Raw genomic sequence first — 14,747 nt, forward strand, 5'->3', positions numbered from 1 at the left:
ATGAACAACCCGTCAGCAATGTGGCTCTTGAAAACATAACACCACAGTTGGAAGATGAACAAGATGCTATCTTGCATGTTACAGTCTGCCTGCCAACAAGACTTGCTAAACAAGGGTATGCATGCGGTAAGCACTCGCAGGAAGCCACTGCATACCGCCGGTTTCTCGTACAGATTCAAACGTGCTTGTCAGTACTTTCAGTAATAATTTAAAAGATAAAAAATCCCAATGAGGCTGATTTGCAGGCTTATTCTTCTACATTAAATCCTAAATAATCACGGCAAGAAATTATTGTTTCGAGCGATGAGCTTGCTCTGTTGTTAAGCAGAAAAAAGCATACCTATCAACCTATTTTAGCTTAACGGTTGAGTTAGCGCCGTTAGTCGTCGTAAATATGTGCGACACCTCTATCACTGATTAAAAATGGCTTGCCATCGAATTCGGATTATGTGATAACGCATCTTGGTAAAACGAGGTACGGTTCTGTATATGTGTGGCATTTTCAGTAAAGAAGACCTGAGTAAAAACGTTATCGTTGAATACCGCTTCTCTGCCGATTTATATCTTAGTGCCTCAAGCAGTAACGACTCTAGTTTGTCTATGTAAAGCCTCATGGCGATTAAAACAATCCAAAGGAAATACTCAAGATGGCAAAGATCAAAGGTCAAGTTAAGTGGTTCAACGAATCTAAAGGTTTTGGTTTCATTACTCCTGCTGACGGCAGCAAAGACGTGTTCGTACACTTCTCTGCAATCCAGGGTAACGGCTTCAAAACTCTGGCTGAAGGCCAGAACGTAGAGTTCGAAATTCAGGACGGCCAGAAAGGCCCTTCAGCTGTTAACGTAATGGCAATTTAAGCCGCTACTGCTGTAAAGAAACCCGCCATGTGCGGGTTTTTTTGTGCCTGTCAGTCTGGAATGATAATGATGCCAGACTGTTGGTTGCGGCCACTGATGTTTGGGTGTGAGGGATCTTTAGCTCGCTGATGACTGTTGCGGCGAAAACTGGTGTACTTATAGCTCTCGTTGCCGGAGGCATCAGCTACGGTGCTGCAAATTGTACAACTTCCGGCATGATCTATGGAGGCAAAACCCAGCTGGCGAATTTTCGCCTGGGCAATCGCGGCAAGATTTAGATGCCGTAGGGCAGGGACCATCAACGCTGGGGGCAGGTCCAGTTCCGTCAGGAAATCGTCCACCAGTTCTTGGCTGACTTCATAGCAGCAGGGCTGAGCGGAAGGTCCGACAGAGGCAACCCAGTCAGCCGTTGATCCATCATTATTAATGCGCTCAGCCATTTTCTCAATGATACCGCTCTTCAGCCCACGCCAACCGGCATGCACCACGCCAATGTGCTTTCCGTCCCGTCTACAGAAGATAATTGGCAGGCAATCTGCGCTGAAAACGGTCAGCAAGATACCGGGTAACGCGGTGTAAAAGCCATCGGCTTCTCCGCTCTCCTGAGCCGGTTCGACAACGTCAACAATGCGCACGCCGTGTACCTGTTTCTTATTGGGGCGAGTGGCCTCAAAGGGTTGTAATATGGCAGGCAGCAGAGCACTTTTATCGCCGAAACCGTGATAGATCCCGGGTATTTTGCTGAGTAAAGGCGATATATCAGTCATATGAAATCACTTCAGAAGAGAAAACCATGAGCGCTCAGTGTAGCTGGCTTCTTCAGTCCTATACCAGCAGTTGCAACTGACAGTCGCCTTCTTTAGACTTGGCCTCATTATGCTGTTTCGCGCTCAGACACTGTTTTGGATCCTTCATGAGTTATCAATGCCCTCTTTGTCATCAACCACTTATCCTTACCGAAAAGCAGTGGCGGTGCCCGCAAAATCATCAGTTTGATAATGCAAAAGAAGGGTATGTCAATTTGATGCCCGTACAGCATAAGCGGTCGAAACAACCGGGCGATAGTCCTGAGATGATGGCATCGCGGCGCAACTTTCTAGACGGCGGTCATTACCAGCCTTTATGCGACCGTATCGCCGAATTGCTTGATGAGCTGCTGCCGGTGAAGGCCGAGTCATTGCTGGATATTGGCTGTGGGGAAGGGTACTACACCACAGCGGTAGCCACCCGACTTATGCAGAACAGGACAATGTCTGTCTTTGGTCTGGATGTGGCGAAAGTCGCTATCCGCAATGCCGCGAAGCGCTACCACAATGCACAGTTTTGTGTGGCTTCCAGCCATCGCCTGCCGTTTGCTGCTCAATCACTCGATGCTGTCCTGCGCATCTACGCGCCCTGCAAGGCAGGAGAGCTGTTTCGCGCAGTGAAGCCCGGTGGTCTGGTTCTGACCGTGGCCCCCGGACCTCGTCATTTGTATCAACTGAAGGCTTGTATTTATTCTGACGTACAGTTACATGAAGAGATAGATGAGCAATTGGAAGGCTTTGAGCGCATTCGTTCGGAGAGCCTGGCGTATCCGATGATGCTGAATGGCGAACAGGCCTTTGACCTATTGCAGATGACGCCGTTTGCGTGGCGAGCCACCGAAGAGGTGGGCGCTACATTGAGGAACGAGGATACATTTTTGTGTGAAACAGATTTCATCATCAGACTACATCAGCGCAAATCTGATAATGCACCAGCAGTAATGTCAGCCGATATAGCCTAAATGTTCCAGCAGGATATTAAAGCCAATACCTATAAGCACTACGCCTCCCAGTACTTCTGCCCATTTACCCATTAATGGGCCAATAAACCTACCGAGCATAATACCCAGGGTGGCCATAATCATGGTGGCCATGCCAATAAATAATGCGGTATGGATGATATTGACCTGCAGAAAGGCCAGCCCTACGCCGATCGCCATTGCATCGAGGCTGGTGCCGACTGCCGTAAGCACCAGTATCCAGAAGCCGTGGCTGCGCTGGTTGCTGCTCTCTTGTTCAGGTTTATTTTTCAGGCCTTCGGCAATCATACGAGCGCCAAGGATAAACAGCAGCGCGAATGCCACCCAATGATCCCACGCCATAATGTATTTGCTGGCCACTAAACCAATGCCCCAGCCTATCAGCGGTGTGATCGCCTCGATGACACCAAAAATAAGTCCTGTGCGCAGTGCTTCAGTAAAGCGTGGGCGATGGAGTGAGGCACCTTTACCAATCGACGCTGCAAAAGCGTCCATCGACATGCCAAAAGCCAGAATAAGCGTTGCAGATAAATTCACGAGAGTAACCTCGGCTTGGTTTCCATATAAGCGTAGCGCACCTCCAACTTCACGACGGAGCTACGCATCTATGGTCTCGCCAACCTTCTGGCTGCCCGCACCACGTTTTATTGTTAAAACGAGCATGTTGATACGGGCGTCTTTACACACACTTTGCACAGGGCAAATTGGTGAAAAAACCGGCTACTCCCCAAATGACGGCGCAACCATAACATAATATTTAAATTTAGAACAACAACAAATAAAATAAGGTTTAGTCTTTTTCAGATAATAATTTTCATTAAGTACACACATTAATCACAGTGATTAAATAATAAGCTTACGGAATGTAGTTTTAATCAGTGATATTAATTTGTGGTTAAGTAATATGAATTAAATATAAGGCTATCAAATATAGCTTATTGCATATTTTTTATAATCTATTGATTTTGAATGATAAAATCATAAATGTTTTGTAGGTCATCTAGATTGTTTACCCGGATTAACAACTTTCTTTGCTCTAGATCAAACACCAGGATGCCATCCTCGGAAAGATTCATCGCTTTGATACGGTCATAGGTGATGAAGACATTGGCGTAAAAAAAACCGGTGGCTTTAAACAACATCTTTGGCCAGCGTATGAAAGAAATATAGAAGGCAATCAACGCCAGAGCGATTAATAAATAGTTAGTTATCGCCGTCCCATGTGCATTGATATTGTTGTAGAGCAAAATAACCAATAGACCGATGAAGATAATACAGTCCAACTTATTGCGCCGACGCAGATTTACCTTCAGGAGGGTGGTGCCTTTGTTCATTCCCATCAGGAACTCGTCGTAGATGGCGTAAGCCAGAAGCAGCAGAGAGAAAAGAGCGAGGACGATATCGGTGACGGACATGAAACTTCTCCAGCGAACTTACCGGGCGTATGGCCGGCGGGACAACATAATAGCCCAATGATCAGGTCAACATTTTTATTACTTAACGCGACTAAACTGACATAAAAAAAACCGGGGGAGCATGTCCCCCGGTTCTGTCTGCTATCAAAGACCCAGCAGGCCAATCCAGTAGCCAAAGATACCAATGGCAAAGAAGCCGATGATGATCCATAGAGCATTAACTTTACGACGCAACAGCCACATACACCCAAAGGTCAGTAATAGCGGGACCAGGCCCGGCATTAACTGATCGAGGATTGTCTGTACTGTTGTTACCGTCGTGTGACCGGTTTGGTCGGTTATCCTCGATACCACTAATGGAATATTGACGTGCGTCCATTTGTTAACCAAGGCTCCCATGACAAAGAGGCCAAGAATCGATGCCCCCTCGGTGAGCTTTTGCAGGAACCCGCCGCCCATATCGTTAACGATATTGACGCCTTTGGTGTAGCCGTATGCCACGCCGTAATAACGGGTCAACAACCGTACCAGGTTAAACAGGATGAAGAACAGCAAAGGTCCGAGCAGGCTACCGCTCATCGCAATACCGGCCCCCAGTGCTGCGAACACCGGTCGAACTGTACCCCAAAAGATCGGGTCACCAACACCTGCCAGCGGCCCCATAAGGCCGACTTTCAGGCCGTTGATTGCCGCGTCATCAATTGGCGCACCATTGGCACGTTGTTCTTCCATCGCCAGCGTCACCCCAAGTACAGGGGCTGCAACGTATGGATGGGTATTAAAGAACTCCAGGTGACGCTTAATAGCGGCTTTGCGTGCATCGTTATTTTCAGGATAGAGGCGACGGATCGCCGGCACCATGCAATAACAAAAACCCAATGCCTGCATACGTTCGAAGTTCCATGAACCCTGGAACAGATTCGAGCGCATGAACACACCGCGGATATCACCCGGCGTCAGTTTTTTTTCTGGGGTTTGGCTAACTGCAGTTTGATCAACCATTTCTTTCACCCTTAATCCAATTCGTTATCGAGATCGTTAACACCCTGTGCTGGTCCCGCTGCGTTAGCAGACTTGTTGTACTTAGGACTCAACTGGATGTACAGGATTGCCATAACCACACCAATCACACCCAGAGCAACCAGGTTGAAGTTGGTGAAAGCAGCGGTAACGAAACCGAGGTAGAAGAATGGCATCAAATAGCCAGCGCGCATCATGTTGATGACCATCGCATAACCGACAACGACAATCATGCCGCCTGCGATGTTCAAGCCATTGGTGACGACTGCAGGAATGGAAGAAAGCATTACCTGGACAACTTCGGTACCAACGGAGACAGCCACGATGACGGCAGGGATAGCAATACGCATGGCCTGCAGGATCAGCGCCGAGACGTGGATCCAGGACAGCGTGCTTAAATTACCGCGTTCAGCCGCACTGTCTGCCGCATGCTGGAAAGCCACGGTGATAGTACGAACGATGATGGTAAGAACCTGGCCAGCGGCCGCCAGAGGGATGGCAAGGGCAATACCCGCACCGACCGACTGACCACCCGCGATAACCAGAATGGTTGAAATAATTGAGGCGAGGGCGGCATCGGGCGCCACGGCGGCACCAATGTTCATCCAACCCAGAGCAATCATTTCCAACGTACCGCCGATAATGATCCCGGTTTTCATGTCGCCGAGAATAATACCGATTAACGTACAAGCCACCAGAGGACGGTGGAACTGAAACTCATCCAGGATGGAGTCCATCCCGGAAATACATGCAACAATAAATATCAGCACAATCTGTAGTGTGGTGATCTCCATTGCACTTCTCCTATGACCAAAAAACGCTGAGTAAAATAAGCTCATCAAAAACAGACAACGCGAGGGAATCTGCTGTTTTAATTCGCTGAGTTTATTAATTCATTTTATTAATGAGATCCATCATCTTCAGGCGGGAATCGGAAGAGACTTTTCGCACCTCAAGCTCAATACCTTTTGCATTCAATTGCTTGAATGCTTCGATATCTTTTTCATCAAGGGAAACGGCATTATTAACCTGAGTTTTCCCCTGACGGAATGCCATACCGCCGATGTTCACCGAAGTGATGTTGACTCCACCTTCAACAACGCGCAGGACGTCAGTTGGGTTGGTGAATAACAACATGACGCGATCGGCAGCATATTTGGGGTTGTTATAGACGCGAATAGCTTTAGCAACATCAACAACATGAGCAGTGACGCCCGGAGGGGCAACCTGAGTCAGCAATGTTTTACGCATATGGTCAGCAGCAACTTCATCACTCACCACAATAATGCGGTTCACATTGGTTTCTTTGGTCCAGCGAGTTGCAACCTGACCATGAATCAAGCGGTCATCGATTCGGGCCAGGCCAATTTTCATGTGATCGTTTGGACCTAATGCTTTAGCGGGAGCGACAGCTTTAGGTGGTGTGACTGCTGGTTGAGTAGCAGCAGCAGGCGCTTCTGGCTCGGGGGTTTTCAGGGCTTTGACACCGATACGTCCAGTTTCCACGGCGATGCCGACCAATTCTGCAAACGTGGGGTTGTCATCCCGCGCCATGAAGGTTTCCGTCAACATAGGAATATTGACCCCGGTGACAACTTCATAGTTTTCTTTATCGATAACGATACGGCTGGCGGCATTGAACGGGCTGCCTCCCCAGGTATCGACCAGAAAAAGAACGCCGCTACTGGTATCAAGCCCGCCCAGCTTTGCCGTGTATTTCTCAATCAATGTTTCGGCATTTTCGCCGGGAACGAAATCAATAAAGGCGACGTTATTTTGTTCACCTAAAATCATTTCCGCCGTTTTCAGAAGCTGTTCAGCTGCTGACCCATGCGTGCCGATGATAATAGCAATACTCACTCGCTACCTCCTCTGTTAACCCACCAAGGGTTATGCACATAATTGATGGTGCTGATGCATTCGCCGCTTTTATTTCTTCAGCGAATGTTTGCTGTCCTTACGTAATGTTCTAGGAGTGACTGACTCAGAACGTCCTTGCGTGTAAGGCGTTACTTTCTGATAAACAATAAAAAAGACGTACTGCAGAATCTCAACAGGTTGTACGACCTGATTTATTTTAGTCTGTGAAAAAATAAATTTTGTGACTCCGGTCTGCTATTGAAAGACCTGCAGCGAGGGCGTTAACACATTGCTGGTAAAAACAGCATAGGTGTTACAAAACGATGCTGCTTGTAAAAAAACGCTCTTTTCCAGTTTGATGATTCCTGATAGAGTTGTTTTCCAAATAATTGAACAGGAGTATCGGGCCCCAACCCTCCTTATGGACTGTCACCGACGTCACTTATCTTCTATTTTTTCACCTCTTTTTTCCGGCAACTTCACCTCTTCAGGTCGGGTTATCGTCGCATTGAAAGCGTTTTCACTGATCCCCGCCGATCACTGCCCACGGACAATGTCTGATGGGAACGTATTGCGTCTTTTTTCTCCTTCTGCTCATAACGAGGCCTGATATGGAATTTTTAATGGACCCTTCGATTTGGGTCGGTTTACTGACACTGATTGTTCTGGAAATTGTTCTGGGCATCGACAACTTGGTGTTTATTGCCATCCTGGCTGACAAACTGCCGCCGAAGCAGCGTGATAAAGCCCGCATCATCGGTTTGTCCCTGGCGCTGATTATGCGTCTTGGCCTGTTGTCGCTTATCTCATGGATGGTCAAACTGACGACGCCGTTGTTTAGTATCGCGCAGTTCAGCTTCTCAGGACGTGACCTCATTTTGCTTTTGGGTGGTGTATTCTTGCTGTTCAAAGCCACGACTGAACTGCATGAGCGGCTGGAAGGGCAGGAAAGCCATGGCGGTAATAATCGTGGTTATGCCAGTTTTTGGTCGGTAGTGGCGCAGATTGTAGTGCTAGACGCTGTCTTCTCTCTCGATGCGGTGATCACCGCGGTCGGGATGGTGAATAATCTGGCGGTTATGATGACAGCAGTGGTGATCGCCATGGGCGTGATGCTACTGGCCTCCAAAGCGCTGACGCGCTTTGTGAACAACCATCCGACCGTGGTCGTGCTCTGTCTGAGCTTCTTGTTGATGATCGGTTTGAGTCTGATTGCCGAAGGCTTTGGCTTCCATATTCCGAAAGGATATCTGTACGCTGCGATCGGCTTCTCAATTCTGATTGAAATGTTTAACCAGATTGCCCGCAGAAACTTCCTGAAGAGCCAGTCAAACCGTCCTTTGCGTGAGCGCACGGCAGAGGCTATTCAGCGTCTAATGGGCGGCAAGCGCCAGAATCAGGATGAGGACCATGCCGAGGCGCCTTCTCAGCGTGCATCGGAGACCTTTGCCGAAGAAGAGCGTCATATGATAAGCGGCGTTCTGACGCTGGCGTCACGTTCTCTGCGCAGCATCATGACGCCGCGCACAGAGATCTCTTGGGTTGACTGTGAGCGTTCGCCGGCTGAGATCCGTATGCAACTGCTGGATACTCCGCACAGCTTGTTCCCGATTTGCCGTCATTCATTGGATGATGTAATCGGCGTGGTGCGTGCCAAAGATCTGCTGGTGGCATTGGAAAACGGTGAAAACATCGTGGCTTTTGCAGAGAAAACGCCGCCAATTGTCGTGCCGGAAACCATGGATGTTATCAACCTGCTGGCTGTATTGCGCAGGGCAAGAGGGCGTCTGGTGGTGGTTAGCAACGAGTTTGGCGTTATTCAGGGATTGGTTACACCACTGGACGTTCTTGAGGCGATTGCCGGTGAGTTCCCGGATGAAGATGAAACGCCTGATTTGATTGTTGACGGTGACGGCTGGATTGCCAAGGGCGGTACTGACCTGCACTTGTTGCAACAACTGCTCGATACAGACGATCTGGTCAGCCCGACGGCAGATTACTCCTCTCTGGCTGGTTTCTTATTGGCTCAGTCAGGGCAGATGCCTGAGGCTGGGGAAATCATCTCCATGCCGCCGCTGACGTTTGAAATCCTCGACGTATCTGAGTACAGGATCGACCGCGTTCGTATTACTAAAGCCAAAATGAGCGAGTGGGATGAAGGCGAATAGCCTGATATACCACGTTTTATCTCAATGCCAACGGCGACTTCGGTCGCCGTTTTTTATACTTTAATGTGATTCAGCGCATTGATGAAAAGACATCGTTTTCATAGTGTTCTAGCCATAATGGGAAAATATCAATCGGCATCGGGCGGGCAAAATAGTAGCCCTGCAAAGAATCAACCCCACGCTCACGCATATAATCGGCCTGCTCTCGGGTCTCAACGCCTTCAGCAATCAGCTTCAGTTTCAGACGTTGTCCCAGGGTAATGATGGTATCGGTGACCGCTGCATTGATGGCATCGGTTCCGATGGACGCTGTAAAAGCACGATCGATCTTCAACACGTCGGGGGTGAGGGTTTTCAGATAGCTAAGTGAGCTGTGACCCGTGCCGAAATCATCAATGGCCAGCATAATACCCATCTCTCTTAGGGCGTGGGTCTGTTCGGTCGTCAGCTCCTGTAAGTGCGTGCGTTCAGTGAGCTCCAGCATCAGTGATAACTGAGGCTCCGCGGATAACCACAGCCGACGAATATCATCGACGATCACCATGTCGGTGAAGTGCTGCGCAGCAACGTTGATGCTGATGTAAAAATCTGGCCGTGCCGGGAACAATGCAAAATTCTCACTCACCTGTTTCAGCAGATAACGGGTGAGGGGAATGATCAAGCCATGTTGTTCAGCCAGCGGAATAAATACATCCGGGGATACCCACTCCTGACGGTGGTTTTTCCAGCGCATCAGTGTTTCAACTCCGACACAACGACCGTCTGCGCTGTTAATAATCGGCTGACAGTAGACCTGAAATTCGCGGTGAGAAATAGCGTAGTTCATAGGATAAGCGAGGCTCATCCGGCTGCCCAAAAGCAGGTAGACAGCAAAGGCGGCCAGCAGGCTGATGAGCAGCGATAGCGGCATATGCGTGGATAATTCACTCCAGGCCAGCGTGGTTGCGTCATTACCATAAATGGAAACTGAGAAGTCGTAACTGCCAGAACGTGAAGACACTATTGGTGTCTGCTCAAGCGCGTTGCGCGGGATGATCTGATTTTTATCATACTCCAGGCTTTTATTTAGCACGTTGAGCACAATACTGTTGGCATAGGGGGGCTGGGGTTCAAGCAGGAAATTGCCCAGCACACCAATGTTATACACAAAAAGCAGACCATTACGGTTATCAGCGCCTTCAGGACGCCATAATACCAGCGTTGGGATGGCGTCACGGGTCGTTATCGAGGTACGAAGCTGAAGATGGCTGGCGCCAAGCGCCAACTGAGGCAATAGCTGATTGAAATCGTAATTCACTGAACCTGCGAGACTGGAGCAGAGGACTTTGCCATCCCTGACCAGCGCAATAGTGCGTAGTGTCTGTAATCGTGCCACCATCTGTTGCAGCATGGGCTGCTGCGATAAACAATTTTGGCCGGGCTGAATGAGCGGGGCGAAGGCGACCGAAGTGGCAGGTTGTAACAATGTTTCCAATTTTTGAATCGTGTGGCGGGCAATACGCTGCTGGTCTTGATTGATCACCCGCCTTTGTTCATAGATGCGGATGCTTAGGATCAGGATGAGTGTGAGCAACCCGACAGCTGCAGCCAGAGCCAGGCGATAGTAGCGATATTTCGCGAGCGCAATCTGGTTGAAATACATCCGGATAATCCTTGTGTTTCATTATTTTCAAAGATAGTGACACCGTCACTTATAATTACCTTTGTTCTTACCTTTACTGTTATAGCAGCTTATTGGTTTTATTGAGTTTTTGTAAGTAAAAAAGATTAGGGAACTGTGTTTTTCGAGATGATCAGAATGCCGCAGCATGAAGGCCAAATGCAATACTCTGAAATGGATGTTCCAGATAATACAGAGGGTTTTTGTTAATAGAGGTGATATTACCGTACACATCGCTGTGTAAAACATTTTCTGCGGCAGCATCCCGATTCTCATGAAGAAAACAGGATGCTGCTCAGAGATTAGGCGTTAGACTGATTTAATCACATTGTACTTTGATAGCCAGCCCACCTCGTGAAGTTTCACGGTATTTGGCATTCATGTCCTTACCCGTTTCGTACATGGTCTCGATAACTTTGTCGAGTGAAACCCGTGGTTCACTGGTACGACGCAGCGCCATCCGGGCTGAGTTAATGGCCTTCACCGAAGCAATAGCGTTGCGCTCAATGCAGGGAACCTGCACCTGACCGGCCACCGGATCGCAGGTAAGCCCCAGGTTGTGCTCCATGCCTATTTCAGCGGCAATACAGACCTGAACCGGGCTTCCCCCCAGCAACTCGGCCAAACCTGCCGCCGCCATCGAGCAGGCAACACCGACTTCTCCCTGGCAGCCAACTTCCGCACCTGAAATCGAAGCATTCATCTTATAGAGAATGCCGATAGCCCCGCAGGTCAGGAAATAGCGCAGATAAATGTCCGGGCTGACCGACTCTATGAACTGGTCATAATAGGCCAGTACCGCCGGAACAATCCCGCAGGCACCGTTGGTCGGTGCGGTTACCACTCGCCCACCTGCGGCGTTTTCTTCATTCACCGCCAATGCGAACATATTGACCCAGTCAATCACGTTCATCGGGTCATTGGACAGTTTATCATTGGAGACCAACATACGGCGCAACGCAGAGGCCCGGCGAGGTACGCGCAGCGGCCCAGGCAATACGCCTTCGGTATTTAAACCGCGATCGATACAGGCCTGCATGGTGCGCCAGATGGTTTCGAAATACTGTTCGATATCTTGCTTGCTGTGCTGTGCCAACTCGTTCTGCATCATGAGCCCTGACAGCGAGAGACCCGCATCTTTGCATTTAGCTAACATTTCACTGGCTGAATTAAAGGCGTAAGGCACGCTTACTTCGTCGAGAACCGGTTGGCCGAAATGCTCATCGTCGACGATAAATCCCCCGCCAACGGAATAGTAGGTTTTGCTATAAAGCAATGTATCGCCGGCAAAAGCATGAATCTGCATCGCATTTTCATGCTTAGGTAAATTCTCACCACGGAATACCATGCCGCTATCACGCGGGAAATCGACTTCGTGATGCGTTTCACCTAACGGCAGACGCTCTTGTTGCTCAACATCGCGGATAAAATGAGGAATGCCGTCAATATCCACCGTATCGGGTTTATTACCCGCCAGGCCAAGAATAATGGCGATATCTGTGTGATGCCCTTTACCGGTCAGTGAGAGTGAACCGTAGACATCCACTGCAACACGCGTCACGTCAGGCATTATGCCCTTTTCAAGCAGATCATCAGCGAACTGTTTGCCTGCTTTCATGGGGCCCAAAGTATGGGAACTGGAAGGGCCAATCCCGACCTTGAACATGTCGAAAACGCTAATCACGTTGAGTACTCCTGTTTTGGGAGATGGCACTGAAATATGCGGCATGCACGGATAGATTTACTGTGTAATTCGTAATTGATAGTGGATTATCGCAGTTTTACGCATGACTTAACACACAGTCTAAAAGGGGTTGTGACGTAAAGTTGTTTTTTTCGCATGAAATAAATTAATTTGAAGCAAAAATGTGATCAGCTTGTAATTATTTAGCCATAAATGCCCATTCTTCAGACGCGAATCTGCTCGGCGAGTCGCCGAATAATGGCGGCGGTCAGCCCCCAAACAAATTGCTGTTGATACCATGAGAGGTAAATTCGGTGATGCAACCCACCACGGTGAATATCGAGCGGGTGATAGCGGGCGAGATTAAACGCCTCTTCGAGAGGGATCTCGAATAACTCCGCCACTTCGTCTTCGCAGGGATGTAACGGCACATCTATCGGCAGTAAACCAATCACCGGTGTGACCTGAAATCCGCTGCTGCTGTCGAGCGGTGCGAGCGTACCTAACACGTTGACGTCAGTGGGAGGGATTGCCACTTCTTCGTACGCTTCCCGCAGGGCGGTATCAATCAGTGAGGGATCCGATGCATCAGCGGCACCGCCGGGGAAGGCTACCTGGCCGGCGTGTTTGCGCAGAAAGTCTGAGCGTCTGGTCAGCAACAGCGTCGGCTGCTCGCGGCAGATGATCGGAATAAGCACCGCAGCATGGCGATGCCCGCGCACCGCAGACGGCAGCGTCGGGGGTAGCTGGAGTTGAAAGCGGCAGATAAACTCCAGTACTGCCGGTGAGTAGCGTGATGGCTCCATTGGCGTTTCAGGCCTAATCAAGGCTGCTGTACTCCCAATTGCGGCAAAATGCAGGCGAGCTTATCGAAGGTTTCCTGGTATTCGGCCTGCTCTTCGCTGTCGGCCACGATGCCACCTCCGGCCCAACAATAAATATTGCCCGCTTCGGTCAGCAGAGTGCGGATGGTGATACTGCTGTCCATGGTGCCGCAGCAGCTGATATAGGCGATGCTCCCGCAGTAGGCGTTGCGACGGTGCGGTTCAAGCTGTTCGATAATTTGCATGGCGCGAATTTTCGGCGCGCCAGTGATGGAACCTCCGGGGAAACAGGCGCGTAGCAGTTGGCTGGCGTGGCACTCTGGCGGTAATTGTGCCGTGATGGTACTTACCAGATGATGCACTGCGGGAAAAGGCTCGACCACAAACAGTTCCGGCACGCGCACGCTGCCGGGCGTCGCAACGCGCCCCAGATCGTTGCGCATCAGATCAACAATCATCAGGTTCTCAGCGCGATCTTTTTCTGAGGCGGCGAGGCGTAATGCCTGTCTGGCGTCGGCTTGAGGATCCTCCAGTCTTGGCAGCGTACCTTTAATTGGCCTCGTTTCTACCTGATGACCTTCCAGCCACAGGAAGCGTTCCGGCGAAAAGCTCATAACCGCATTATCTTCCAGGCGGATAAATGCAGAGAAGGGGGCGCAGTTAGCCGCGTTCAGCCGCAGAAATTCCTGCCATTCATCGCCTGAATAGCGGCTGGAAAAACGCTGCGCCAGATTGATTTGATAGCAGTCGCCACTGAGCAGATACTCCTGAATCTGACGGAATTTTTCGCCATACTCTTGGCGACTCATGTTTGCCTGCCAGCCACTATTTAACTTAAATTTCACGGGGACAGTTGGGATTGAAAAACCTTCCAGCCAATTTAGGCGGGCCTGAAGGTCACCCTGGCACACCAACGTCAGACGTTGTAAGTGATGATCGGCCACCAAAGCCCAATCGTAAATCCCCACCGCCATATCTGGTAAATGAATATCTTGCCGGGCCGTGATAGGCAGAGTTTCAATACGACGCCCAAGATCATAGCCAAACAGGCCGAGTGCGCCGCCTAAAAACGGCAGGTCAGGATGGGGCTCAGCCTGTAAACCGCACTGCGCCAACTGCTGTTCCAGCAACATAAAAGGATCTGCATCGCTGAAAAGCGTGTTCTGACGCGAGACGATTTCGGTTTTTGCTCCCCGGGTCGTCAGTTTAATCAGCGGATCGGCGACCAGAATATCAAACCGGTTATGCGCATGCTGCGCGGAACCGGAATGCAGAAGCATCGCCCACGGCTGTGAAGATAGCGGGGCAAACCGCGTGAGCAGGGCGTCAGGTTGGTGATCAAGCTGATAAAATGTCAGGGAATGGGCAGGTTGCATGGCAGGTTTCACGGTTCTGGAGAATTTCAGGACAGGCTGTGATCCTAGCATAGAATAGGCCAGCGGAAGAAGAAGGGGTATACTGTCGGGTCAATCA

At 49.7% G+C, this 14,747-nt stretch carries 14 protein-coding genes; 4 read left to right on the forward strand and 10 right to left on the reverse strand.

Translation table 11 applies throughout. From position 1 onward, the window contains the following. Positions 1–489: 489 nt before the first annotated feature. Both ACMV8I_RS02945 and cspE read left to right on the forward strand, forming a co-directional pair. Positions 490–606 carry a DUF2627 domain-containing protein gene (locus ACMV8I_RS02945; protein WP_140472023.1) on the forward strand — a complete coding sequence of 39 codons (117 nt, stop codon included), beginning with the start codon at positions 490–492 and terminating at the stop codon, positions 604–606. A 41-nt stretch (positions 607–647) separates the two neighbouring features. Then, positions 648–857 carry a transcription antiterminator/RNA stability regulator CspE gene (cspE, locus tag ACMV8I_RS02950; protein WP_140472021.1) on the forward strand — a complete coding sequence of 70 codons (210 nt, stop codon included), beginning with the start codon at positions 648–650 and terminating at the stop codon, positions 855–857. A 50-nt stretch (positions 858–907) separates the two neighbouring features. On the opposite strand, the gene ACMV8I_RS02955 is transcribed toward cspE, so the two are convergent. Beyond that, positions 908–1,624, reverse strand: coding sequence for a purine nucleoside phosphorylase YfiH/LACC1 family protein (locus ACMV8I_RS02955; protein WP_498863717.1), 717 nt, complete (start codon positions 1,622–1,624; stop codon positions 908–910). Positions 1,625–1,770: 146 nt separating this feature from the next. Between ACMV8I_RS02955 and rlmA the strand changes: the two genes are divergently transcribed. Beyond that, positions 1,771–2,625, forward strand: a complete 855-nt coding sequence (gene rlmA, locus ACMV8I_RS02960; protein ID WP_498863718.1) for a 23S rRNA (guanine(745)-N(1))-methyltransferase — start codon at positions 1,771–1,773, stop codon at positions 2,623–2,625. On the opposite strand, the gene mntP is transcribed toward rlmA, so the two are convergent. From mntP to manX, 5 genes are all read right to left on the reverse strand, one after another. Further along, on the reverse strand, positions 2,608–3,180 hold the full coding sequence (gene mntP, locus ACMV8I_RS02965) for a manganese efflux pump MntP (protein WP_498863719.1): 573 nt from the start codon (positions 3,178–3,180) through the stop codon (positions 2,608–2,610). The genes rlmA and mntP overlap by 18 nt on opposite strands. Positions 3,181–3,599: 419 nt before the next feature. Continuing rightward, positions 3,600–4,058 (reverse strand): DUF986 family protein, encoded by a 459-nt coding sequence (locus ACMV8I_RS02970; RefSeq protein ID WP_498863720.1) that lies wholly within the window; start codon positions 4,056–4,058, stop codon positions 3,600–3,602. Positions 4,059–4,202: 144 nt separating this feature from the next. Continuing rightward, positions 4,203–5,060 carry a PTS mannose transporter subunit IID gene (locus tag ACMV8I_RS02975; protein ID WP_188472102.1) on the reverse strand — a complete coding sequence of 286 codons (858 nt, stop codon included), beginning with the start codon at positions 5,058–5,060 and terminating at the stop codon, positions 4,203–4,205. An 11-nt stretch (positions 5,061–5,071) separates the two neighbouring features. Further along, positions 5,072–5,872, reverse strand: coding sequence for a PTS mannose/fructose/sorbose transporter subunit IIC (locus ACMV8I_RS02980; RefSeq protein ID WP_498863721.1), 801 nt, complete (start codon positions 5,870–5,872; stop codon positions 5,072–5,074). Positions 5,873–5,966: 94 nt separating this feature from the next. Continuing rightward, on the reverse strand, positions 5,967–6,938 hold the full coding sequence (gene manX, locus ACMV8I_RS02985) for a PTS mannose transporter subunit IIAB (protein ID WP_498863722.1): 972 nt from the start codon (positions 6,936–6,938) through the stop codon (positions 5,967–5,969). A gap of 611 nt (positions 6,939–7,549) precedes the next feature. Between manX and ACMV8I_RS02990 the strand changes: the two genes are divergently transcribed. Then, complete coding sequence (locus ACMV8I_RS02990; protein WP_498863723.1) at positions 7,550–9,106, forward strand: TerC family protein; 1,557 nt, start codon at positions 7,550–7,552, stop codon at positions 9,104–9,106. Between the two features lie 70 nt (positions 9,107–9,176). Here the strand turns inward: ACMV8I_RS02990 and ACMV8I_RS02995 are convergent, their stop codons facing one another. The 4 genes from ACMV8I_RS02995 to pabB form a co-directional block, all read right to left on the reverse strand. Further along, complete coding sequence (locus tag ACMV8I_RS02995) at positions 9,177–10,748, reverse strand: EAL domain-containing protein (protein WP_498863724.1); 1,572 nt, start codon at positions 10,746–10,748, stop codon at positions 9,177–9,179. Positions 10,749–11,085: 337 nt separating this feature from the next. Then, a complete protein-coding gene (locus tag ACMV8I_RS03000) occupies positions 11,086–12,450 on the reverse strand; it encodes an L-serine ammonia-lyase (RefSeq protein ID WP_498863725.1) in 1,365 nt (454 codons plus the stop codon). A 224-nt stretch (positions 12,451–12,674) separates the two neighbouring features. Continuing rightward, positions 12,675–13,256 carry a CoA pyrophosphatase gene (locus tag ACMV8I_RS03005; protein WP_498863726.1) on the reverse strand — a complete coding sequence of 194 codons (582 nt, stop codon included), beginning with the start codon at positions 13,254–13,256 and terminating at the stop codon, positions 12,675–12,677. Positions 13,257–13,273: 17 nt separating this feature from the next. Next, on the reverse strand, positions 13,274–14,650 hold the full coding sequence (gene pabB / locus ACMV8I_RS03010; protein ID WP_498863727.1) for an aminodeoxychorismate synthase component 1: 1,377 nt from the start codon (positions 14,648–14,650) through the stop codon (positions 13,274–13,276). Between the last annotated feature and the right edge of the window lie 97 nt (positions 14,651–14,747).

This window comes from Ewingella sp. S1.OA.A_B6, assembly GCF_049889095.1.
Lineage (GTDB): Bacteria > Pseudomonadota > Gammaproteobacteria > Enterobacterales > Enterobacteriaceae > Ewingella.

Coding starts and splice junctions, on each gene's coding strand:
- ACMV8I_RS02975 (WP_188472102.1), bottom strand. CDS start 5,060: ATGGTTGATCAAACTGCAGTTAGCCAAACCCCAGAAAAAAAACTGACG.
- cspE (WP_140472021.1), top strand. CDS start 648: ATGGCAAAGATCAAAGGTCAAGTTAAGTGGTTCAACGAATCTAAAGGT.
- ACMV8I_RS02980 (WP_498863721.1), bottom strand. CDS start 5,872: ATGGAGATCACCACACTACAGATTGTGCTGATATTTATTGTTGCATGT.
- ACMV8I_RS02970 (WP_498863720.1), bottom strand. CDS start 4,058: ATGTCCGTCACCGATATCGTCCTCGCTCTTTTCTCTCTGCTGCTTCTG.
- ACMV8I_RS02990 (WP_498863723.1), top strand. CDS start 7,550: ATGGAATTTTTAATGGACCCTTCGATTTGGGTCGGTTTACTGACACTG.
- pabB (WP_498863727.1), bottom strand. CDS start 14,650: ATGCAACCTGCCCATTCCCTGACATTTTATCAGCTTGATCACCAACCT.
- ACMV8I_RS02955 (WP_498863717.1), bottom strand. CDS start 1,624: ATGACTGATATATCGCCTTTACTCAGCAAAATACCCGGGATCTATCAC.
- ACMV8I_RS03005 (WP_498863726.1), bottom strand. CDS start 13,256: ATGGAGCCATCACGCTACTCACCGGCAGTACTGGAGTTTATCTGCCGC.
- ACMV8I_RS02995 (WP_498863724.1), bottom strand. CDS start 10,748: ATGTATTTCAACCAGATTGCGCTCGCGAAATATCGCTACTATCGCCTG.
- rlmA (WP_498863718.1), top strand. CDS start 1,771: ATGAGTTATCAATGCCCTCTTTGTCATCAACCACTTATCCTTACCGAA.
- ACMV8I_RS02945 (WP_140472023.1), top strand. CDS start 490: ATGTGTGGCATTTTCAGTAAAGAAGACCTGAGTAAAAACGTTATCGTT.